We start from the raw sequence: 21,343 nt of genomic DNA, 5'->3' as shown, positions 1-21,343 counted from the left end.
GGCCGTCCGATGTCCGTAGTCGAGCAGTACGCGCGAGCCCACATCGTCTCGGACGCGGCCGTGCCGCTCGTCGACGAGCTGGAGGCGGTTCCGGTCACCCTGCGGTACGACCCCGACCACGACCCCCGGAAGGTGCGCATGGCGCTGCCGGGAGCCGCGGGAGGCGAGTGGGTGTTCAGCCGCGATCTGCTGGAGCAGGGGTTGCGGGCCCCCGCCGGGAGCGGCGAGGTGCGGGTGTGGCCGTGCGGACGGGTGCAGGTCGTGGTGGAGTTCCACTCCGCGCAGGGAGTGTCGGTGGTGCAGTTCGAGCGGCAGGCGCTGCTGCGGTTCCTGCGGCGGACCTACATGGCCGCCGCGGAACCCGTGACGCACTGACCTCGGGGCCCGGGGGGTTCAGCCGCCCGCCTTCAGCAGGGCCGCCACGATCGGACCAGCCGTCGAACCGCCGTGCCCGCCCTGCTGGACCACGCCCGCGGCGGCCAGGTCGCCCCGGTAGGCCGTGAACCAGCCGTTCGGCTTCTTCTGCCCGTCGACCTCGGCGGACCCGGTCTTCGCACCGACGTCGCCGCCCACCCCGGACATCGCCTCCGCGGCCGTGCCGTACGCGGCGGTGTACGCCATCAGCTCACGCAGCTGGGACAGGGTGCTCGCCGGCATCGTCCGCGCGGCCTTCGCCAGCTTGCGCCCGTCCACGTCCGGGGAGACCAGGTACGGCTGGTGGAAGGTGCCGGCCTTGACCGTCGCCGACACCGACGCCATGTTCAGCGGGTTCATGCGGACCCCGCCCTGCCCGATCAGCGAGGCACCCATCTGGGCGGCCGACTGCACCGGCACCGCGCCGTCGAAGGACGGCACCCCGATGGCCCAGTTGTTCAGCCCCAGGCCGTAGACCTGCTGGGCTTCCTTGGTCAGGTCGTCGTTCTTCAGCTTCGGGGCCTGGCTGATGAAGGCCGTGTTGCAGGAGCGGGCGAAGCTCGCCTTGAACGTGCCGTTCTTGATCTGGAACTTGTCGTCGTTCTGGAACTTCCAGTGGCCGTACGTGAAGTACTTGGGGCACGGGTGCTTCTTGTCCGCCGAGGCCAGGCCCTTCTCGATCAGCAGCGAGGAGGTGATGACCTTCATCGTGGAGCCGGGGGCCAGGGAGCCCTGGAAGGCGGTGTTGAAGCCGGGGGAGGCGTTGGCGGCGGCCAGGATCTCGCCGGTCGACGCCCGCAGCAGGACCACGGACGACTTGGCCTTCTTGGCGACCTGCTGCTCGGCGGCCTTCTGGAGGGCCGGGTCCAGCGTGGTCTTCACCGTGCCGGGCGTGCCCTCGCTCAGCTCCAGCAGGGTCTTGTCGGAGAGGTCCTTCGCCTCGGCGGCCTTCCCGCGCACCACCCGCAGTTCGATGCCGGCCTTGCCGCCGGCCTCCTTGCCGTACTTCTCGCGCAGGCCGTCCAGGATGGGGCCGATCGAGGCGTACTTCTGCTTGGTCAGTTCGCCGCCGTCGCGGTCGAGCGCCTTGACCGGGGGCGTGCCCGCCGCGCCGGTGACCAGGGTGTCGCCGTCCCGCAGCTCCGGGTGGACGACCGCCGCGTGCCAGTCGACCAGCGGCTTTCCGTCGGAGGCGCGGCGTACGACGGTCAGGGCGCTCTTGTACGCCAGCGGCTTGTCGGTGCCCTTGTAGGACACGGTGCCCTTGACGGAGAAGGGCACCTTGTCACCGGTGGGCCTGCCCGGGGTGAGGGTGACGTCCTTGATGTGGGCGTCCTTGGTGTAGCCGGTGAGCAGCGACCGGGCCGCGGAGGTGTCGTCGGTGGCCGCGGCGGCCCGGTCGATCTTCTGGGACTGCCAGGCGGTGAGGAAGGCGCGGGCGGTGGTGGTGACCTCGGATGGGGACAACGGGCCGGTCTTCACCTCGGCCTTCTGGTCCGCCGCCCGGGTCCCGTCGTCGGCGGCGGCACCACCGCCGTACAACGCGTAGGCACCGGCTCCGGCGCCCACCACGACCACGGCGATCATCCCGCCGATCACGGCGGGACTGGTCTTCCGTCGCTCGGCGACGCGCCTTCTGTTGCCCACTGCTGTCCGTTCCTCCGAGATTCCCAGGGTCCCCGTCGCCCTCAGCCGTCCCATGTCCCAACGACGGCCACCACCCTAGAGTCCCGTGCGGCGGAGGTGAGATCAGCCACCTGTTCGTAGCACGGCTGCGACAATCGGCCCGGCCGCGTCGCCGCCGTGGCCGCCCTCCTCGGTCATGGCCGCCGCCGCGATGTCACCCCGGAATCCGGTGAACCAGCTGTTGGACCTGGCGTTGCCGTCGACCTCGGCGGAACCGGTCTTGGCGCCGATGTCGCCGCCAAGACCGGCCATGGCCTGCGCGGCGGTGCCCTGCGTGGCCGTGAGCCGCATCATCTGCTTGAGCTGGGCGGCGGTGCTCGCCCGCAGGCCCCGGGCCCGGGCCAGCTCCCGGCCGTCCAGCTCCGGCGACACCAGGTAGGGCTGGCGGAAGGCGCCGGTGATGGCGGTCGCGGTGACCGAGGCCATGTTCAGCGGGCTCATCTGCACCTGGCCCTGCCCGATGGCGCCCGCCGCCCGGTCCGGCCCGTCGACGGCGGGGACGCTGCCGTCGAAGGAGGCGATGCCGGTCTTCCAGTTGTCCTGCCCCAGCCCGAAGCGCTCCTCGGCCTCCTGGGTCAGCGAGGCGTCCGTGAGCGGCTTCTCGTCGATGAGTTTGATGAAGGCGGTGTTGCAGGACCGCATGAAGCTGTTGGAGAGCGTCGCGCTCTCGTCGGGCTTCATGTCGGTCAGGTTCTTGAACGTCTGGCTCTGCCACACGGCGGTGTCCGGGCAGGGCGCCGGGCCGTTCATGGAGGTGACGCCGTTGTCGATGAGCATCGCGGCGGTGATGATCTTCATGGTGGAGCCGGGTGCCGCCTCGCCCTGGAAGGCCGCGTTGAAGCCGTCCGTGCGGTTGTTGGCCACGGCCAGCACTTCGCCGGTGCTGGGCTTGACGGCCACCACCGACGACTGGGCGAACCGCTTGACCGCCATCTCGGCCGCCGTCTGTGCGCCCGGGCTGATCGTCGTCGTGAGCTTGCCCGGCCTGCCCTTGGCGAGGGTGAGCAGCGGAGTGTCGGGAGCACCGTTGCCGGTGTGCCGGACGACCAGCTCGACGCCGGGGGTGCCGCCGGCCTTCTCGCCGTACTTGTCGCGCAGGGCGTCCAGGATCGGTCCCAGGGAGGGGTACTTCTCCTTCGTCAGCTCGGAGCCGTCGCGGCCCACGGCCTCGATGGGCGGCGTGGCCGACTGCTCGGTGACGAGGGTGTCCTCCTTCTTCTTCAGCTCGGGGTGCACGACGGACGGCTGCCAGTCGACCAGCGCCCGCCCGGTGGTCAGCCCGCGCACGACCTTCAGCCGGCTCCGGTAGCTGAGCGGCTTGGACTTCCCGTCGTAGGCGACCTTCGCCCTCACCGTGTACGGCACGGTCGTGCCCCGGGCCGCGCCCGGCGTGATCTTCACGCCGGTGATGTGCGCGTCCTCGCCGAAGGCGGTGAACAGCTGCTCGGCGGCGCCGTCGTTGTTCGTGTACGAGGCCGCCGTGGCGGCCGCGCCCTTCTCCCAGGCCGAGAAGAACTTGGCCGTGGTCTCCTCGACCTCGTCCTTGTCGGGTGGCCCCGACTTCTTCTCCGCGGCCACCCCGCCCCCGTCACCGTCGAGCGCGCTCACGAGGTTGTAGGCGCCGTGTCCGGCCCCGCCCACCATCACCGCGAACACCCCGCCTATGACGGCGGCTTTGACCCCCTTGCCCATGGCTGGACCCCTCCCCGTTGAGCCTCACGCGGTCCTTTGAACGCGTTCAGAAGGCTCGGTGCCGGGGGCACTCTATGCGTAAGCGGTTACTGCCGGGGCAAGAGTTTCGATTCTTGACCGAACGCGGATCACACCCACGTATCCAGCCACATCCGCGCCCGCCAGTCGTCCAGGGGATCACCCCAGGCGGTGCGTTCGAGTCAACCGGATGGCCTCAGCCTCTTCGCGGACCGCGAGGTGGTCGGAATGGGTCGTCAGGGTTGCGAGGGCCGCTGGGTTCGTCTGGAGGCCTTGGCAGGAATGGCAGCGGTTCCATGCCCTCCGAGTGCGACCAGGTGCGATATCGGGCTGCAGCCTCCATGAGGGTGCCCACCCTCCAGTCTCGTTCTGCTGGCCGGAAGTGCTCGGGCTCCACCCCGGCGACCTCGAGCAGGTCGAGCAGCATCCGAGCGATCAATGGCTGATCAAGGTGTTCCTCAACATCCTCCGCGCCCCAGCGGATCAGCGTTTCCGCAGCTCGTGTAAGGCCCTCGGTGCTTGCTGCCGGGAAAGCCAGTGCCAGCGAAGCTCGCACGATCTCCACGGCGTCATCTGATCGCACGGCTCACCGCCTCCTCTCGCAGACAATGCAGACCCCGTAACTGCGAGCCAAGACGCGCAATGTCATCTTTGTCGTGTTCTGTACCTGGCGCAGGCACTCGTGACGGTCGAGATGGGCGTACTGCTGGGTCGACATGGCGTCCCGGACGAAGACTTCCCAGTGATCCTGTGCTCTAGACCAGTCGTTGCGATGAGCCACTCGCACCCAGGCATCAACGAAGTCCTGCTGTGCGACGGAACCGTGAAAATAGGCGGTCAGGTCATCGATGAGCCCGGGGAGGCGGAGGCGCTGGCGCACCTTACGCTGCCTGAAGAGGGTGTGCGTCGAGATCGACTTCGCCCGGCTGATGCGCTCGGCGATCACGTGCCCCGCGAATCCACCGATGATGGCCGGCACAAGGAGCCAGCCGATGAGCGACGCGAACCACAGCAGGACATGCTGCGGGGCGTCGATCAGGGCGAAGGCCCGGTATACCCCACTGGGGCTCTCCGCTCGGGCAGCGAAGACGTACAGCACGCTCAGGCAGGCGGCCATCGGGAGCCCCCAGTCCAGAACCCACTGGGTGACACCCTTGAGCGCCTTCCGTGAGCGCCAGGCTCGACGAAGCCGCCTGACAAAACGCTGGCGTCCGGGTGGCAACTTCAGGTGACTCGGAATCGGGATGGGTCCCCCCAGCGGCAACTGTTCCCCCCGTGGCCGTCATCACGCAGTGTCGGCCTCCCGGCCGCCTGTATTGAACTTGATGGATTCTGCCGCAGAGTGGGTCCGCCTACACGGTGGTTCCCGGAGGTCGTGAGGGTCCCGCATCAGCCGTCGCGCGGTCCGCGCATCTGTCGACGTCCGGCACGGGGCCGTCGTCAGCCGCCCGAGGGTGGCCCGCGCAACAGTGATCGACGACCAGCAGGCCACGGGCACGTGGCCGTCGAGGTCTGCTGCCGCGCCCCGGCGAGTGTCCGCCCCGCTAAACCCACGTATCCAGCCACATCCGCGACCGCCAGTCGTCGATCGGGATGGCCTGGCCCGTGTACAGCGGCCAGAAGTAGATGAAGTTCCAGGTGATCAGGAGGACGAGGACGCCCGCGGCGGTGGCGCCCGCGACGCGGCGGGTGTCGGTGGAGCGGGGTGGGCCGATGATCGCGCCGAGGAGCATCGCCACCGCCAGGCACAGGAACGGCAGGAAAACGACGGCGTAGAAGAAGAAGATCGTGCGCTCCTGGTACATGAACCAGGGCAGGTAGCCGGCCGCGATGCCGCAGGCGATGGCCCCCGCGCGCCAGTCACGGCGGAAGAACCAGCGCCAGAGCACGTAGAGGACCGCGAAACAGGCGACCCACCACAGCAGCGGCGTGCCGAGGGCGAGGACCTCGCGGGCGCACTTCTCACCGGCGTCGGCGGGGCAGCCGTCCTTGCCGGGGGCCGGGGACTCGTAGAAGTACGACACCGGGCGGCCGAGGACGAGCCAGCTCCACGGGTTGGACTGGTACGTGTGCGGCGAGGACAGTCCGACGTGGAACTCGTACACCTGGTGCTCGTAGTGCCACAGGCTGCGCAGCCAGTCGGGCAGGAACGTCCAGCTGCCGCCCTTGCCGCTGGTCGCGGCCCAGTTGCGGTAGTAGCCGCCGGAGCCGTTGGTGGCGGAGAGGATCCAGCCGGTCCAGGACAGCAGGTAGGTGACCAGGGCGACCGGGACCGTGGCGAGGAAGGCGAGGCCGGTGTCGCGCTTGAGGACCGCCGTGTACGGGTGCCGGGCACCGGCGACCCGCCGCGAACCGACGTCCCACAACACCGCCATCAGGCAGAACGCGGCCAGGATGTAGAGGCCGTTCCACTTCGTGCCGATGGCCAGGCCCAGCATCAGGCCCGCCGCCCAGCGCCAGGGGCGCAGTCCCAGGCGGGCCGTCTCGGCCGTGTGCCGGTCGGGCCGGGCCCGGCCGTCCTCGTCCAGCGGCAGCGCGGCGGCGAGTTTCGCGCGGGCCCGGTCGCGGTCGACGAGCAGACAGCCGAACGCGGCCAGCACGAAGAACATCAGCACGCCGTCGAGCAGCGCCGTGCGGCTCATCACGAAGTGCAGGCCGTCCACCGCCATCAGCGCGCCCGCCAGACACCCCAGGAAGGTGGAGCGGAACAGGCGGCGGCCGATCCGGCACAGCAGCAGCACGGACAGCGTGCCGAGCACGGCCGTCATGAAACGCCAGCCGAAGGGGTCGAACCCGAACATCAGCTCGCCGAGCCCGATGACGTACTTGCCGACCGGCGGGTGCACGACGTAGGCCGCGTCCGACGGGAGCGGGACGTGCCCGCCCGACGACAGGACCAGGTCGTTGGCCTTCTTGTCCCAGTTGAGCTCGAACCCGCGGTGGATCAGCGCCCACGCGTCCTTGGCGTAGTACGTCTCGTCGAATATCACCGCCCTGGGGCTGCCCAGGTTCCAGAACCGCAGCACCCCCGCCAGCAGCGTGACGAGCAGCGGGCCGATCCAGCCCGACCAGCGCACGAGCCGGCCCGCGAGCTTGTGCGGGACACCGAGCGCCGCCCACAGGCGCGTAGAGGGCTCGGTGTAGGGCGGCACCAGGCGGTCACGGACGTCGTGGGCGTCGCTGCTGGGCTGCCCCTGGTAGCCGAAGCGGCGCAGCCGCTGCTGCCAGGACGGCCGCTGGTCGAGCGGCGCCTGGCCCTGCCGGGTGTCCGTGGAGGACGCGGTACTGGTCACCGCGCCATCGTAGGGAACCGTTCTGTGTGAGTCCCGTGCATGGCCGGTATGCGTCCGCATCCTCCGCCCCTGGGAGGAGTCCGCCCCCGCCGCCCCTGGGAGGATGGAGGCGTGATCGGAACCCTCGTACTCGCAGGCACCCCCATCGGCGACATCGCGGACGCCCCGCCCCGGCTCGCCGAGGAACTGGCCGGAGCCGATGTGATCGCCGCCGAGGACACGCGGCGGCTGCGCCGGCTGACCCAGGCGCTCGGCGTCACGCCCCAGGGGCGGGTCGTGTCGTACTTCGAGGGCAACGAGTCCGCCCGGACGCCGGAGCTGGTCGAGGAGCTGGTGAGCGGGTCGCGGGTGCTGCTCGTCACGGACGCGGGAATGCCGTCCGTGTCCGATCCGGGCTACCGGCTGGTCGCCGCCGCGGTCGAGCGGGACGTGCGGGTCACCGCCGTGCCCGGGCCGTCCGCGGTGCTCACCGCGCTCGCGCTGTCCGGACTGCCGGTCGACCGGTTCTGCTTCGAGGGGTTCCTGCCGCGCAAGGCGGGGGAGCGGCTGGGGCGGCTGCGGGAGGTCGCCGGGGAGCGGCGGACGCTCGTCTACTTCGAGGCTCCCCACCGGCTCGACGACACGCTGGCGGCGATGGCCGAGGTGTTCGGGGCGGACCGGCGGGCCGCGGTGTGCCGTGAGCTGACCAAGACGTACGAGGAGGTGCGGCGGGGCGGGCTCGGGGAGCTGGCCGCGTGGGCCGCGGAGGGGGTGCGCGGGGAGATCACGGTCGTCGTGGAGGGCGCGCCGGAGAAGGGGCCCGAGGAGGTCGGTCCCGAGGAGCTGGTGCGGCGGGTCCGGGTGCGGGAGGAAGCGGGGGAGCGGCGCAAGGAGGCGATCGCCGCGGTGGCGGTGGAGGCCGGTGTGCCGAAGAGAGTTGTCTTCGATGCCGTGGTCGCCGCGAAGAACGCGGCTCCCTAGTCGGGTTCGGGGTGGGGGCCGGGGTGCTTGACGGGTGCGCGTTGTGTGGGTTCGATCGCGCAGTGCCCCGCGCCCCTTACGGGGCGCTCAAGCCCCTCTGAGCGGGGCGCATGCCGGATGAGCGTGCGCCCCATGGGTGGGCAAAGCGCAAGGGGTGCAACGGCAAGGGACCCCCAAAACAGGGCCAACAGTCGACAGGTCTGCTGCCATCGGTCCGGCCGAGGAGTCCACTGGGTTGCGGGGACGGAATCGTCCTCACGCCACAGCGGAACAGGAGCTGGCATGAGTGAGATCGCAGGGCGGACCGGGCTCCGCGCCGGTGCGAGCGCAGTCGTCAACGAGTCCTACTCGTTCGCCTGCATGCGGTGCGGCCACGGCTGGGAGCAGTCGTACGAGATAGAGCACCATACGGACGCCGCGGGCCACGAGTTCGTCCTCTATGTCGTGGACGGCAACGTGGTGCCCTCGCCGTTGAGCAAGCCCGAGTGCCACCACTGCGACAGCCACCTCGTGCGGATCATGCGGCCCGGGCGGGTCGCGTCGGCGCGCGACGCGGCGCACCGGCCCTCCCGCGTGCCGCCGCCCGCCGGGCCCGTGGACGTGCCCGCGGCGCCGGCCGGGGCCGCCGGCGAGGAGCGCGAGCACCACCACTGGCACCTGTCCGACCTGCTGCACCCCTTCCAGCGCAAGGCGAGCTGACCCGTCCGGCTGCCTTGTCCGACGCCCTCCCCGGTCCTCCCCCATCGGGGAGGGCGTACCTCTTTCGTAGGATCGGGGCATGCCTTCGAACGACTCCGGCCGCCAGGACAAGAACGCGGCCCCGCCCCTCCCGGAGCCCCTCCGGGTCCCGGTCGCCGACTCCCACACCCACCTGGACATGCAGTCCGGCACGGTCGAGGAGGCACTGGCGAAGGCGGCGTCGGTCGGAGTGACGACGGTCGTGCAGGTCGGCTGCGACCTCAAGGGCTCCCGGTGGGCGGCCGAGACGGCGGCGGCCCACGACGCCGTCCACGCCACGGTCGCCCTGCACCCGAACGAGGCACCCCGGATCGTGCACGGCGACCCTGGGGGAGGGTGGTCGCGGCAGGGTGCCCGCGAAGCCGGGGGCCGGGCCGCGCTGGACGAAGCGCTCGCCGAGATCGACCGGCTCGCCGCACTGCCCCAGGTCAAGGGCGTCGGTGAGACCGGCCTCGACTACTTCCGCACCGGGCCCGAGGGCAAGGACGCGCAGGAGCTGTCCTTCCGCGCCCACATCGAGATCGCCAAGCGGCACGGCAAGGCCCTGGTCATCCACGACCGCGAGGCCCACGCCGACGTCCTGCGCGTGCTGAAGGAGGAGGGCGCCCCCGAGCGGACCGTCTTCCACTGCTACTCCGGCGACGCCGGGATGGCGGAGATCTGCGCGAGCGCGGGTTACTTCATGTCCTTCGCCGGCAACGTCACCTTCAAGAACGCCCAGAACCTGCGGGACGCGGTGGCCGTGGCCCCGCTGGAGCTCCTCCTCGTCGAGACGGACGCGCCCTTCCTCACCCCGGCGCCCTACCGCGGGCGGCCCAACGCCCCGTACCTCGTGCCGGTCACCGTGCGGGCCATGGCGGAGGTGCGCGGCATCGACGAGGACGCCCTCGCCGCGGCGCTCGGCGCCAACACCGCACGCGCCTTCGGGTACTGACACCGGCCGTACTACTGTGCGTAGCCGCGTCGCTTTGGAGAGTGACGAACGCTCCGCTAGGTTCTGGGGGCCCGATCCGGACCCCTCTGGACCCCCTCCGGCCCCTGGAGCGTGTCGGCGTGAGCAACTCCCGATACGAAACGTACGAGTCATACGAGACGTACGAGACGTATGAGACGTATGAGACGCATGGCCCGGCCTACGCCGACCCGGTGTACGGCGGCTTCGACGCGCCGCCGGCCGATCTGCACAGCGCCGAGACGCTCGGCTGCGGGACGCCCGGGGCACCCGGCGTGTACGCGGACACCTACCGGCCCGCCTACGAGGTGCCGACCCTGCCCGGGCTGCCCCGGCAGGGTGCCCGGGACGACGGGCCGGCGCCCGGGTCCGCCGGGCAGCCGGGCCAGGGCCCGGGTGCGCACGCCGGATCACGTGCCGCGGCGCGCACCGGCGCGCACCGAAGATCCGCACGCCGGCGCAGGGCGCGCTTCGCCGAGCGCCCGGACAGCCCCATGCGGCGGCTCCTCCCGCAGGCGCTGGTCGTCGCCTTCCTGGCAGGCGGCACCACGGCGTTCGTCGCCAAGGACAAGGCGATCGAGCTGAACGTCGACGGCAAGACGCGCACCCTGCACACCTTCGCCGACGACGTCACCGAGCTGCTCGCGGAGGAGGGCGTCGAGGTGGGCGCCCATGACGTGGTCGCGCCCGGGCCCGGCACGGAGATCAGCAGCGGCGACGAGGTCGCCGTGCACTTCGCCCGCCCTGTGCGGCTCACCCTCGACGGGCACCGGCGCGAGGTCTGGACGACCGCCCACACGGTGGAGGGAGCGCTGCGGCAGCTGGGCGTGCGGCAGGAGGGCGCGTACGTGTCCGCGTCGCGCTCCCGGCGTATCGGGCGTGAAGGGCTCGCCCTGGACGTGCGGACCGAACGCACGGTCACGATCATGGCGGACGGCCGCGCCCGCACGGTGCGCACCAACGCCGCGACCGTACGGGAGGCCGTCGAGGAGGCCGGGATCACCCTCCAGGGCCAGGACACCATGTCGGTCCCGCAGGGCAGCTTCCCGCGCGACGGGCAGACCGTGACCGTGCTGCGGATCACCGGCGGCAAGGAGGTCCGCGAGGAGCCGATCCCGTTCCAGGTGCGGCGCACCGAGGACCCGGACCTGTTCCGGGGCACGGAGGTCGTGGAGCACGCCGGCGAACCGGGCCTGCGCCGGGTCACCTTCTCCCTGCGCACGGTCAACGGCGTCAGGCAGAAGCCACGCCGGATCAGGTCCGAGGTGGTGCGCGAGCCGCGCCCGCAGGTGGTCAAGGTCGGCACCAAACCGCGCCCCGCGTCCGTGCAGGGCGCCGACCACCTCGACTGGCAGGGCCTCGCGGCCTGCGAGTCCGGCGGCCGGCCCGACGCCGTCGACTCCTCGGGCACCTACGGCGGCCTCTACCAGTTCGACACCCGCACCTGGCAGGCCCTCGGCGGCAGCGGCCGCCCCCAGGACGCCCCGGCGGCGGAACAGACGTACCGGGCGAAGAAGCTGTACGTGCGGCGGGGGGCCAGCCCCTGGCCGCACTGCGGGGCACGGCTGGGCGGATGAGCGGGCGGACGAGGAAGAGGAGCGGAGGATGAGCGGGCGGACGAGGAAGACGAGCGGAGGATGAGCGGGCGGACCAGGAGGACGGGCGGGCGGACCAGGGGGGAACCGAACCCCCGTACCCTTGTCCCGTGACCAGCAGCCCCACCCCCGACGCCCTTCTGGGCCCCGCCGACGTCCGCGAGCTCGCGGCGGCCCTCGGCGTGCGCCCGACCAAGCAACGCGGACAGAACTTCGTGATCGACGCGAACACCGTCCGCCGGATCGTCCGCACCGCACAGGTCCGCCCCGACGACGTGGTCGTCGAGGTCGGCCCGGGGCTCGGGTCGCTCACCCTCGCGCTGCTGGAGGCCGCCGACCGGGTCACGGCCGTGGAGATCGACGACGTGCTCGCCGGTGCGCTGCCCGCGACCGTCACGGCCCGCATGCCCGAGCGCGCCGACCGGTTCGCGCTGGTCCACTCGGACGCCATGCACGTCACGGAGCTGCCCGGCCCCGCGCCGACCGCGCTGGTCGCCAACCTGCCCTACAACGTGGCCGTCCCGGTCCTGCTGCACATGCTCGACACCTTCCCGACCATCGAGCGCACCCTCGTCATGGTCCAGGCGGAGGTCGCCGACCGGCTCGCCGCACCGCCCGGCTCGAAGGTCTACGGCGTCCCCTCGGTCAAGGCCAACTGGTACGCCGAGGTCAAGCGCGCCGGTGCCATCGGGCGCAACGTGTTCTGGCCGGCGCCCAACGTCGACAGCGGCCTGGTTTCGCTGGTCCGCCGGAGCGAGCCGCTGAAGACGACGGCTTCCAGGCGCGAGGTGTTCGCCGTCGTCGACGCGGCGTTCGCCCAGCGCCGCAAGACGCTGCGGGCCGCGCTGGCCGGCTGGGCCGGGTCCGCCGCCGCGGCCGAGGAGGCCCTGGTCGCCGCCGGAGTCTCGCCGCAGGCCCGGGGCGAGTCGCTGACCGTGGAAGAGTTCGCGCGGATCGCCGAGCACAAGGCGAACCGGCACCAGGAGAAGGAGCCCGCGTGAGCGTCACGGTCCGCGTCCCGGCCAAGGTCAACGTCCAGCTGGCGGTCGGCGCCGCCCGCCCCGACGGCTTCCACGACCTGGCCAACGTCTTCCTCGCGGTCGGCCTCTACGACGAGATCACCGTCACCCCGGCCGACGAGCTCCGCGTCACCTGCGAGGGCCCGGACGCCGACCAGGTCCCCCTGGACCGCACGAACCTGGCGGCACGGGCCGCCGTGGCGCTCGCCGAACGGTACGGCCGCACGCCCGGCGTCCACATCCACATCACCAAGGACATCCCCGTCGCCGGCGGCATGGCGGGCGGCAGCGCGGACGGCGCCGGCGCCCTGGTCGCCTGCGACGCCCTGTGGGAGACCGGCGCATCCCGGGACGAACTCCTGGAGATCTGCGCCGAGCTGGGCAGCGACGTGCCGTTCAGCCTGGTCGGCGGGGCCGCCCTCGGCATCGGGCGGGGCGAGCAGCTGACGCCCCTGGAGGTCGGCGGCACCTTCCACTGGGTGTTCGCGATGGCCGGCCGGGGCCTGTCCACCCCGGCGGTCTTCCGCGAGTTCGACCGGCTCGGCGAGGGCACGGACATCCCCGAACCCGTCGCCTCCGGCGAACTCCTCGCCGCCCTCGCCAAGGGCGACCCGGACGCGCTCGCCGCCGCCGTCTCCAACGACCTCCAGCCCGCGGCCCTGTCCCTCTTCCCCGAACTCGCCGACACCCTGGCCGCGGGGCGGGCCGCCGGTGCCCTCACCGCCCTCGTCTCGGGCTCCGGCCCGACCACCGCGTTCCTCGCCCGCGACCCGGAGTCGGCCGCCACCGTGGCACGGGCCCTGCTCGCGTCCGGGACGTGCCGGACGGTGCGCACGGCCTCGGGCCCCGCCCCCGGGGCGACGATCGCCGGGCGTTAATCACGTGCCGCGGCCGTGGCCGAGGGCCTAGGCTCCCCCAGTTGTTTTCACGACGGGGGGCACAGGCGTGCGGGAACTGGTCGAGGCGGTACGGCGCGGAGATGCGGACGAGGTCACGGCACTGCTGGAGGCAGGGGCCGACCCCGACACCCTCGCCGACGGTCTCCCGGTCCTGTGCCTCGCCGTGGCGGCGTACGACGAACCCGTCGCCGAGGCGCTGCTCCAGGCCGGTGCCGACCCCCTGCGCACACTGCCCGACGGGACCACCCCGCTGACGCGGGCGGTGGACGGTGGGTCGCACCTCATGACCTACGAGCTGGCCACCAGCCGGATCCCGCTCCCGGCACCGGCGCGCGCCGAACTGCTGGAACGGGCCAGGCGCTGGTCGGAGGCGGGCGCCGAGGCCGGACTGCGCCGCCTCACCGGCCTCACCGGGCCCGTCGAGCGGATCCGGGTCGAGGACGACGAGGTCGGCTGGTGGTGCGAGCAGCTCACGCTCGGCCCCGTGACCGTGCGCGACGAGCACCGGGCCGTCCTCACGTCCATGGAGGCCCTCTACGGCATCCGCACCCCCTTCGACGAGCTGATCGCCCGGGCCATCGCCCACCCCGACCGGGACCACGTCGTGTGGTGCGACGTCGTGTTCACACTCGGCCGGCGGACCGACGAGGAGACCTGGCTGTGGAGCCGGGACCTGCTCAACCACCCCGACCGGACGCACCGTCTGCTCGCCGCCGACCTCCTGCTGTCCCTGATCCTCGGAGACATCGCCAAGGGAAGCCAGCCGTTCTGGGAACGGGGGCGGGAACTCGTGCCCTGGGCGGAGCAGGAGGAGGACCCGGAGGTACTGGCGGTGCTCCTGCACGCGATGACCCACGACAGCGCCCCGGAGATCGAGGCCGTCGGGCTGTCGTACCTCACTCACCCGGACCCGGGGGTGCGCGCACTGGTGCCGCAGACCGTGCACCGCCCCGAGAGCCTCACCGCCGTGCTCGCCCTGGCCCATGACGAGGACCCCGGCGTACGCGAGGCGGTGTGCCACTGGCTCGCCCACCAGCGGGGGAGCGAGCCTGAGGTGGGGGACGCGCTGGTCGCTCTCACCCACGACGAGCGGCAGGAGATCCGCATCGGCGCCGTCTCCGGCCTGGCTTACCGCGACGACCCGCGCTGTGTGGAGGCCGAGCACCGGATCGGGCCCGTGGCCGAGGAACTGCGCCACGACGAGCGGCTGCACGACGTGTGGCGCTACCAGCGCCGCCGGGAAGCCGCGGCCGGCGGCTGACCGCCCCGGCCGGAGCACCCCCGCGCGCGACTACCCTGGAGGGTCGATCCATCCCCCTTGGCAGGAGAGTAATGGCCGTCAACCTGGTCAATGTCGAGAACGTCAGCAAGGTGTACGGCACCCGTGCCCTGCTCGACGGCGTCTCCCTCGGCGTCTCCGAAGGGGACCGCGTCGGTGTCGTGGGCCGCAACGGCGACGGCAAGACGACGCTCATCCGCATGCTCGCCAAGCAGGAGAGCGCCGACACCGGACGGGTCACGCACTCCGGCGGGCTCCGCCTCGGCGTGCTCACCCAGCACGACTCCCTCGACCCCGGGGCCACCGTCCGCCACGAGGTCATCGGTGACATGGCCGACCACGAGTGGGCGGGCGACGCCAAGGTCAGGGACGTGCTGACGGGCCTGTTCGGCGGGCTCGACCTGCCGGGGTTCCCCAAGGGTCTGGACACCGTCATCGGCCCGCTCTCCGGCGGTGAGCGGCGCCGGATCGCCCTGGCCAAGCTGCTCATCGAGGAGCAGGACCTGCTCGTCCTGGACGAGCCCACCAACCACCTCGACGTCGAGGGCATCGCCTGGCTCGCCCGGCATCTGCAGAACCGCAGGTCGGCGCTGGTGTGCGTGACCCACGACCGGTGGTTCCTCGACCAGGTGTGCACGCGCATGTGGGACGTCCAGCGCGGCGCGGTCTACGAGTACGAGGGCGGCTACTCCGACTACGTCTTCGCCCGGGCCGAGCGTGAGCGCATCGCCGCCACCGAGGAGGCCAAGCGGCAGAACCTCGTCCGCAAGGAGCTGGCCTGGCTGCGCCGCGGGGCGCCCGCCCGGACGTCCAAGCCGCGGTTCCGCGTCGAGGCCGCCAACGAGCTCATCGCGGACGTGCCGCCGCCCCGGGACAGCAGCGAGCTGATGAAGTTCGCCTCCACCCGGCTGGGCAAGACCGTGTTCGACCTGGAGGACATCACCGTCCAGGCGGGCCCCAAGGTCCTCCTCAAGCACGTCACCTGGCAGCTCGGACCCGGCGACCGGATCGGCCTCGTCGGGGTCAACGGCGCCGGGAAGACGTCCCTGCTGCGGGCCATGGCCGAGGCCGCCCGGTCCGACGGCGAGACCCAGCCCGTCGGCGGGCGGGTCCGCGTCGGCAAGACGGTGAAGCTGGCCTACCTCTCCCAGGAGGTCGCCGAACTCGACCCGGCCACACGGGTGCTGGAAGCCGTGCAGCAGGTGCGCGAGCGCGTCGACCTCGGCAAGGGACGGGAGATGACCGCCGGGCAGCTGTGCGAGACGTTCGGCTTCGGCAAGGAGAAGCAGTGGACGCCCGTCGGCGACCTGTCCGGCGGTGAGCGCCGCCGGCTCCAGCTGCTGCGCCTGCTCATGGACGAGCCCAACGTCCTCTTCCTCGACGAGCCCACCAACGACCTCGACATCGAGACGCTGACGCAGCTGGAGGACGTCCTCGACGGCTGGCCCGGCTCGATGATCGTCATCTCCCACGACCGGTTCTTCATCGAGCGCACCACCGACCGGGTGTTCGCGCTGCTCGGCGACGGCGCCCTGCGGATGCTGCCGCGCGGCATCGACGAGTACCTGGAGCGCAGGCAGCGCATGGAGGAGGCCGCTGCCGCCTCGGCCCCCGTCGCGCAGCAGTCCGCCACCCCGGAGAAGAGCGCGGCCGACCAGCGCGCCGCCAAGAAGGAGCTCCAGAAGATCGAGCGGCAGCTCGACAAGGTCTCCGAGAAGGAGACCAAGCTTCACGCTCAAATCGCCGAAAACGCCACCGACTTCGCGAAGGTGGCCGAACTGGACGCCGAGTTGCGCGCGTTGGCCGGTCAGCGCGAGGAGCTGGAGATGCGCTGGCTGGAACTGGCCGAGGACGCGTGAAGGGTGCGTGAAGGCGCATAACGAGGGCATCACGGGCCGGTCCTCCCTTGGGAACAGGGGGTGATCGGCCCGCTGTGCTGTCGGAACCTGGTGATAGAAAGAGGCGTCTTAGAACTTTATGAAGCGACTCTGAGCCCATCGCGTACCTCAGGGCGTGGCTAAAAATCAGTGATCGAACGGGGGAGCCGCTGATGACTCAGCCGCCCAGTCAGCCACCGCACGGTGGCTTCGGAGCACCGCAGAACCAGCCGCCGCAGGGCGGTGGTTACGGGCCACCGCAGAATCCGCCGCCGCCCCAGGGCCCGCCCCAGACGCCGCCGCCCCCGCAGGGCCCACCGCAGCCTGGGTACGGCTACCCGCAGCAGCCCGGTCCGTACGGACAGCCGCCGCAGCCGGGGCCGTACAACCCCGGTCCCTACGGCCAGCCGCAGCAGCCGGGCCCGTACGGCCAGCCCGGCTACGGCTACCCGCCGCAGCCGCAGTACCCCGGTGCGCCCGGCACCCCTCCCGGGGGCGGCTCGGGCAACCCGTTCAAGGGCAAGCCCGCCATGATCATCGGCGCCGCGGTCGCCGCGCTGCTCGTGGTCGGCGGCACCGTGTGGGCCGTCACCGGCGGTGACGACGGCAAGGGCAAGAAGAAGCCGGTCGCCCAGAAGACCGACGACGCCAAGCCCGGCTCCTCCGCCCCGGTCAACCCCGGTGACGGCAGCGGCGACGGCGGCGAGGACCCGGAGAACCTCAACGAGGGCCGCCAGGCCGGCGAGGCCAAGGTCCTCTGGTACAAGGAGGCGCCCGACGCGCCCGGCTCCGGCGCAGACGCCGACGGCATGTGGATCACGGGCAAGACGGCGGTCAAGGCCGCGTACAAGCAGCTCTTCGCCTACAACGTCGGTGACGGCAAGCCCTCCTGGGACGCGATCACCTTCCCGCAGAAGATCTGCGCGACGACCCCGCAGAAGACGTCCGACAACAAGATCGTCGTCGCGTACATGAGCGGCAGCAGCGACCGCGCCAAGTGCAACCAGCTCCAGGAGATCGACCTGGTCACCGGCGAGAAGGGCTGGAAGGAAGAGGTCGCCGACGGCGCCCTGTTCGACTCCACGCTCTCCGTCGAACTGTCCATCACCGGCAAGACGCTGATGGTGGGCCGCTCCCAGTCCGGCACGGCCTACGACGTCACCAACGGCGACAAGCTCTTCGACAAGAAGAAGTACGGCAACGCCTGCTTCCCCGCCGCGTTCGCCGGCGGCGAGAAGCTGATCGCCGTCTCCTCCTGCGGCGCCGGGACCGACAAGGAGCACGACGAGGTCCAGGAGCTCGACCCCAAGACCGGCAAGGCCAGGTGGACCCAGCCGTTCGACAAGGGGTGGCGGGTCGCGCGCACCTACTCGGTCAGCCCGCTGGTCGTCTACAGCACCAACGAGGACAAGAAGGCCTGGAACATCTCCACCTTCACCTCCGGCGGCAAGTTCCGCTCGCAGGTCGGCTTCGACGAGGACTTCGCCCCCGAGTGCGGCTGGGCCATCCTCGAACGCGACCTCACGGGCTGCGAGGGCGTCGCCGTCGACGACACCACGCTCTACCTGCCGACCGAGGCCACCTCCGGCGCCAACGAGATCGTCGCGGTCAACCTCGCCGACGGCAAGGAGAAGTGGCGCGTGAAGTCCCCCTCCGACGAGTCGATGCTGCCGATCAAGACCGAGGGCGGCAAGCTCATCGCCTATGTGGAGCCGTCGTACGACGCGGGCGGGCAGATCGTGTCCATCCCGACCGGTGGCGGCAGCCACAAGCCGTCCAAGCTGTTGCAGAACCCGCAGGGTGCCGCGGACATCGAGGACAGCTTCTTCTCCAAGGACATCGACTGGGTCGACGGGCGCTTCTACATCTCGACCACCCGGCTGAGCGGAAACGACGACACGAAGGAGAAGTTGATGCTCGCCTACGGCAAGTGACTCTTCGCCTTCCGCGCTCTCCCTCCGCACTCCGCCAGTCGTCCGTCCCCTTCCCCGAGGTACCCACGCCATGACCCAGCCGCCGCCTCCGCCGCCCCAGCAGCCCCCGCAGGGGGGCGGCTTCGGGCCGCCCCAGGACCAGCCGCCGCAGACCCCGCCGCCCGCGGCCGGGCCGGACCTGGGCAAGTCCCCGCAGCCGGGGTACGGCTACCCGCAGGCACCCCAAGCGCCGCAGGCTCCGCAGACGCCTCCGCCGGCCGGCCCGCAGAACCCGCCCCAGCCTCCGGCGGGTTACGGGTACCCGCAGGCTCCGGCGCCCCAGCCTCCGCAGACCCCGCCCGGCTACGGCTATCCCGGTCAGCAGCCGGGGCCGTACGGGCAGCCGCAGCAGGCGCCCTACGGGCAGCCGGGATACGGGCAGCCGGGGTACGGGCAGCCGGGGTACGGGCAGCAGCCCGGTTACGGCTATCCGCAGCAGGCCATGCCGCACCCGCCGCAGGCCGGACAGCCGGGCGGCGGCAAGAAGCTCAACGCGCAGCTGCTGATCATCGTCGCCGCGGTCGTGGCGATCGCCCTGATCATCGGCGGCGGTGTCTGGTACGCCTCGTCCGGCAAGGACGACGGCAAGAAGGACGACACCGCTTCCTCCAGCGGCGGCACCGGCGGCACGGACGACGGCAACGGCGGCACCACCTCCGGCAAGGAGAAGGCGCCGTCCGACCCCAGCGCCAAGGTCCTCTTCCAGGTCCCGGCGCCCGAGGTGAAGAACGACAGCACGGTCGTCGTCTCCGGCTCGTGGCTCACCGACAAGGCGTACGTCAAGAGCGGCATCGCCCGGATCGTCGGCTACGACCGAGACAAGGGCGACGAGCTGTGGAAGATCCCGCTGGCCGGCCCGGTCTGCCAGGCCAGCCGTCATGTCACGGACGACAACCTCACGGCGGTCCTCTACCAGCCGGCGATGCCCACCAAGGCCGACCCCTCGCACGGATGCAGCCAGATCGCACTCATCGATCTCGACGCCGGCAAGAAGCTGTGGACCAAGACGGTCAAGACCGGTGACCAGCTGATCAACTTCGACAACATCACCCTCAGCGGGAAGACCGTCGCCGTCGGCAGCACCAGCGGCGGCGCCGCCTTCGACGTCTCCGGCAAGCTCCTGTGGAGCCCGAAGCCGGCCGACTCCTGCTACGACGCCGGGTACGGCGGCGGCGACAACCTGGTCGCGGTGCGCAAGTGCGGCTCTTACGACCAGCGGCAGCTGCACATCCAGACCATCGACCCGAAGTCCGGGAAGGTGATCTCGGAGTACAAGATGACCGAGGGCATCGAGTACGCGAGCATCGTGTCGACCAACCCGCTGGTCGTGGCCGCCGACGTCGGAGACTCCGCGGGTGACGGCAGCGGCATCTCCGACTTCTTCTCCATCGACGGCAAGACCGGCAAGCTGCGCACGCGCATCTCCGCGCCGGGCGAGCAGTTCGCGGCCCGGTGCGAGGGCATCACCCGCGTCGAGGCCTGCAACCTGCTGGCCGTCGGCAACGACCGGCTGTACCTGCCGACCGAGGAGCACGACGGCACCGGCAAGTACAGCCAGACCAACGAGATCGTCGCCTTCGACCTCGCCACCGGCAAGCAGACCGGGCAGCGGGCCGACGCGGGTGACGGCTACACGATCTCGCCGCTGCGCATGGACGGCGGCAACCTGATCGCGTACAAGCGTCCCCCGTACGACAAGGGCGGACAGGTCGTGAGCATCTCCGGCACCGGCTTCAAGGAGACGACGCTGCTCCAGAACCCCGCGACGGACGCCGTGCGCGACGTGGAGACCAGCATGTCGCCGGAGTACTCCGAGTTCCTGTACGCCGATGGGCACCTCTTCATGTCCAAGGTGTACGCGAGCAAGCGGTCGACGGTGCGGGACAAGGAGTACCTGGCGGTCGGCTTCGGAACGAAGTGATCGTCTGCTGATCGGTTGATGTCCGCTTCGGTCCCGTCCCTGCTCAGGGACGGGACCGTTCGCGTTTGGCGCGGTCAACCTGGAATGAGAGGGATTTCGGCGATCCGGGGCGATTCTCGCGGGTAGGGGGAGCGCAACGTCGAACAAGCGTGTAGCTTCCGGGGGCATGAAGGCGGGGGAGCCGGGGGGCTTCCATGGGGGGCTGGGGTGACTGGGGGGTTGCTCGATGGGAGTGCGGCTCATGGTGGTCGACGACCACCGATTGCTGGCCGAGGCGCTGGCTTCGGCGCTGAAGCTGCGGGGGCACCGGGTGCTCGCCGCGGCGGCACCGGCCGCGGGGGCGGCGGAGCTGGTGATCACGCGGGCGCCGGAGGTGTGCCTGCTGGGGACGGCGGCGCCGGCGGAGCCGGGGATCTTCGACCCGGTGGTGCGGATCAAGCGGGAGCGGCCACAGGTCGCGGTGCTGGTGCTGGGCCCGGTGCCGAGCCCGCGGGGCATCGCGGCGGCGTTCGCCGCGGGGGCCTCCGGCTACGTCCGGCACGATGAGCGCATAGAGGGTGTCGAGCGGGCGATCATGAAGGCGCGGGCGGGGGAGGCGGCGGTGGCGCCGCAGCTGCTCCAGGGAGCGTTCAGCGAGTTGCTGAACCCGGCGGCCCAACCGGACGACGAGGGCCAGCGGTTGTTGTCCATGCTCACGCCGAGGGAGGTCGAGGTCCTGGTCCGGGTCGCGGACGGCGAGGACACCCGCCTGATCGCGGCGGGCATGGGCATCGCCCCGTCGACGGCGCGTACGCACGTCCAGCGGGTTCTGATGAAACTGGGAGTCGGCTCCCGCCTGGAGGCGGCGGCACTGGCGGCGCGGACGGGGTTGCTGGACCGGGCGGGGCCGGTGTCCCGGGAGCCGTGAAGAGGGGGCGCGGGTGGCTTCGCCTTCCGCCGGGGGTGTGGGTCGGGGCCGCGCCGGGGGGTGTCCGTCCCCGGAACGGCGCGATGGACCTACTTACCGACTGACCGGCGTTGACGCGCC

16 protein-coding genes are annotated in these 21,343 nt (G+C 71.5%); 12 read left to right on the top strand and 4 right to left on the bottom strand.

The annotated features are described in order from the left end of the window. Positions 1-9: 9 nt before the first annotated feature. The gene (locus tag GTY56_RS37890) at positions 10-375 is read left to right on the top strand and encodes an SsgA family sporulation/cell division regulator (protein ID WP_161369795.1); all 366 of its coding nucleotides are present in this window, start codon (positions 10-12) and stop codon (positions 373-375) included. 18 nt (positions 376-393) lie between these two features. Here the strand turns inward: GTY56_RS37890 and GTY56_RS37885 are convergent, their stop codons facing one another. From GTY56_RS37885 to GTY56_RS37870, 4 genes are all read right to left on the bottom strand, one after another. Further along, positions 394-2,061 (bottom strand): penicillin-binding transpeptidase domain-containing protein, encoded by a 1,668-nt coding sequence (locus GTY56_RS37885; protein WP_161369794.1) that lies wholly within the window; start codon positions 2,059-2,061, stop codon positions 394-396. Positions 2,062-2,163: 102 nt separating this feature from the next. Beyond that, complete coding sequence (locus GTY56_RS37880) at positions 2,164-3,792, bottom strand: penicillin-binding transpeptidase domain-containing protein (protein ID WP_161369793.1); 1,629 nt, start codon at positions 3,790-3,792, stop codon at positions 2,164-2,166. A 604-nt stretch (positions 3,793-4,396) separates the two neighbouring features. Continuing rightward, positions 4,397-5,032, bottom strand: coding sequence for a DUF6313 family protein (locus GTY56_RS37875; protein WP_161369792.1), 636 nt, complete (start codon positions 5,030-5,032; stop codon positions 4,397-4,399). Positions 5,033-5,354: 322 nt separating this feature from the next. After that, complete coding sequence (locus GTY56_RS37870) at positions 5,355-7,103, bottom strand: phospholipid carrier-dependent glycosyltransferase (RefSeq protein WP_161369791.1); 1,749 nt, start codon at positions 7,101-7,103, stop codon at positions 5,355-5,357. Between the two features lie 111 nt (positions 7,104-7,214). Here GTY56_RS37870 and rsmI point away from each other — a divergent pair, with 111 nt between their 5' ends. The 11 genes from rsmI (at position 7,215) to GTY56_RS37815 (ending at position 21,223) form a co-directional block, all read left to right on the top strand. Then, positions 7,215-8,063 (top strand): 16S rRNA (cytidine(1402)-2'-O)-methyltransferase, encoded by an 849-nt coding sequence (rsmI, locus tag GTY56_RS37865; RefSeq protein ID WP_161369790.1) that lies wholly within the window; start codon positions 7,215-7,217, stop codon positions 8,061-8,063. Between the two features lie 282 nt (positions 8,064-8,345). Further along, positions 8,346-8,762, top strand: a complete 417-nt coding sequence (locus GTY56_RS37860) for a hypothetical protein (RefSeq protein ID WP_161369789.1) — start codon at positions 8,346-8,348, stop codon at positions 8,760-8,762. Between the two features lie 79 nt (positions 8,763-8,841). Further along, the gene (locus GTY56_RS37855) at positions 8,842-9,735 is read left to right on the top strand and encodes a TatD family hydrolase (protein ID WP_161369788.1); all 894 of its coding nucleotides are present in this window, start codon (positions 8,842-8,844) and stop codon (positions 9,733-9,735) included. A gap of 119 nt (positions 9,736-9,854) precedes the next feature. Further along, positions 9,855-11,330, top strand: coding sequence for a ubiquitin-like domain-containing protein (locus tag GTY56_RS37850; protein WP_161369787.1), 1,476 nt, complete (start codon positions 9,855-9,857; stop codon positions 11,328-11,330). Between the two features lie 128 nt (positions 11,331-11,458). After that, the gene (gene rsmA / locus GTY56_RS37845) at positions 11,459-12,349 is read left to right on the top strand and encodes a 16S rRNA (adenine(1518)-N(6)/adenine(1519)-N(6))-dimethyltransferase RsmA (RefSeq protein ID WP_161369786.1); all 891 of its coding nucleotides are present in this window, start codon (positions 11,459-11,461) and stop codon (positions 12,347-12,349) included. Then, positions 12,346-13,245 (top strand): 4-(cytidine 5'-diphospho)-2-C-methyl-D-erythritol kinase, encoded by a 900-nt coding sequence (locus GTY56_RS37840; RefSeq protein WP_161369785.1) that lies wholly within the window; start codon positions 12,346-12,348, stop codon positions 13,243-13,245. The genes rsmA and GTY56_RS37840 overlap by 4 nt, the downstream gene beginning before the upstream one ends. A 67-nt stretch (positions 13,246-13,312) precedes the next feature. Further along, on the top strand, positions 13,313-14,527 hold the full coding sequence (locus GTY56_RS37835) for a HEAT repeat domain-containing protein (RefSeq protein WP_161369784.1): 1,215 nt from the start codon (positions 13,313-13,315) through the stop codon (positions 14,525-14,527). Positions 14,528-14,598: 71 nt separating this feature from the next. Then, positions 14,599-16,404 (top strand): ABC-F family ATP-binding cassette domain-containing protein, encoded by a 1,806-nt coding sequence (locus GTY56_RS37830; protein ID WP_161369783.1) that lies wholly within the window; start codon positions 14,599-14,601, stop codon positions 16,402-16,404. Between the two features lie 191 nt (positions 16,405-16,595). Further along, positions 16,596-18,356, top strand: coding sequence for a BamB-related PQQ repeat family beta-propellar protein (locus tag GTY56_RS37825; protein WP_161369782.1), 1,761 nt, complete (start codon positions 16,596-16,598; stop codon positions 18,354-18,356). 70 nt (positions 18,357-18,426) lie between these two features. Continuing rightward, positions 18,427-20,316 (top strand): BamB-related PQQ repeat family beta-propellar protein, encoded by a 1,890-nt coding sequence (locus tag GTY56_RS37820; protein ID WP_161369781.1) that lies wholly within the window; start codon positions 18,427-18,429, stop codon positions 20,314-20,316. Positions 20,317-20,542: 226 nt separating this feature from the next. Further along, the gene (locus GTY56_RS37815) at positions 20,543-21,223 is read left to right on the top strand and encodes a helix-turn-helix transcriptional regulator (RefSeq protein WP_079128989.1); all 681 of its coding nucleotides are present in this window, start codon (positions 20,543-20,545) and stop codon (positions 21,221-21,223) included. The last annotated feature ends 120 nt before the right edge of the window (positions 21,224-21,343 follow it).

It is taken from the genome of Streptomyces sp. SID5643 (assembly GCF_009872555.1).
GTDB classification, from domain to species: domain Bacteria; phylum Actinomycetota; class Actinomycetes; order Streptomycetales; family Streptomycetaceae; genus Streptomyces; species Streptomyces iakyrus.
This window is presented reverse-complemented; position numbering and strand designations above follow the sequence as displayed.

Bases quoted from the DNA above. Each gene is read 5' to 3' on its own strand.
- GTY56_RS37890 (WP_161369795.1), top strand. From the start codon at position 10: ATGTCCGTAGTCGAGCAGTACGCGCGAGCCCACATCGTCTCGGACGCG.
- GTY56_RS37880 (WP_161369793.1), bottom strand. From the start codon at position 3,792: ATGGGCAAGGGGGTCAAAGCCGCCGTCATAGGCGGGGTGTTCGCGGTG.
- GTY56_RS37860 (WP_161369789.1), top strand. From the start codon at position 8,346: ATGAGTGAGATCGCAGGGCGGACCGGGCTCCGCGCCGGTGCGAGCGCA.
- GTY56_RS37855 (WP_161369788.1), top strand. From the start codon at position 8,842: ATGCCTTCGAACGACTCCGGCCGCCAGGACAAGAACGCGGCCCCGCCC.
- GTY56_RS37830 (WP_161369783.1), top strand. From the start codon at position 14,599: ATGGCCGTCAACCTGGTCAATGTCGAGAACGTCAGCAAGGTGTACGGC.
- GTY56_RS37825 (WP_161369782.1), top strand. From the start codon at position 16,596: ATGACTCAGCCGCCCAGTCAGCCACCGCACGGTGGCTTCGGAGCACCG.
- GTY56_RS37820 (WP_161369781.1), top strand. From the start codon at position 18,427: ATGACCCAGCCGCCGCCTCCGCCGCCCCAGCAGCCCCCGCAGGGGGGC.
- GTY56_RS37815 (WP_079128989.1), top strand. From the start codon at position 20,543: ATGGGAGTGCGGCTCATGGTGGTCGACGACCACCGATTGCTGGCCGAG.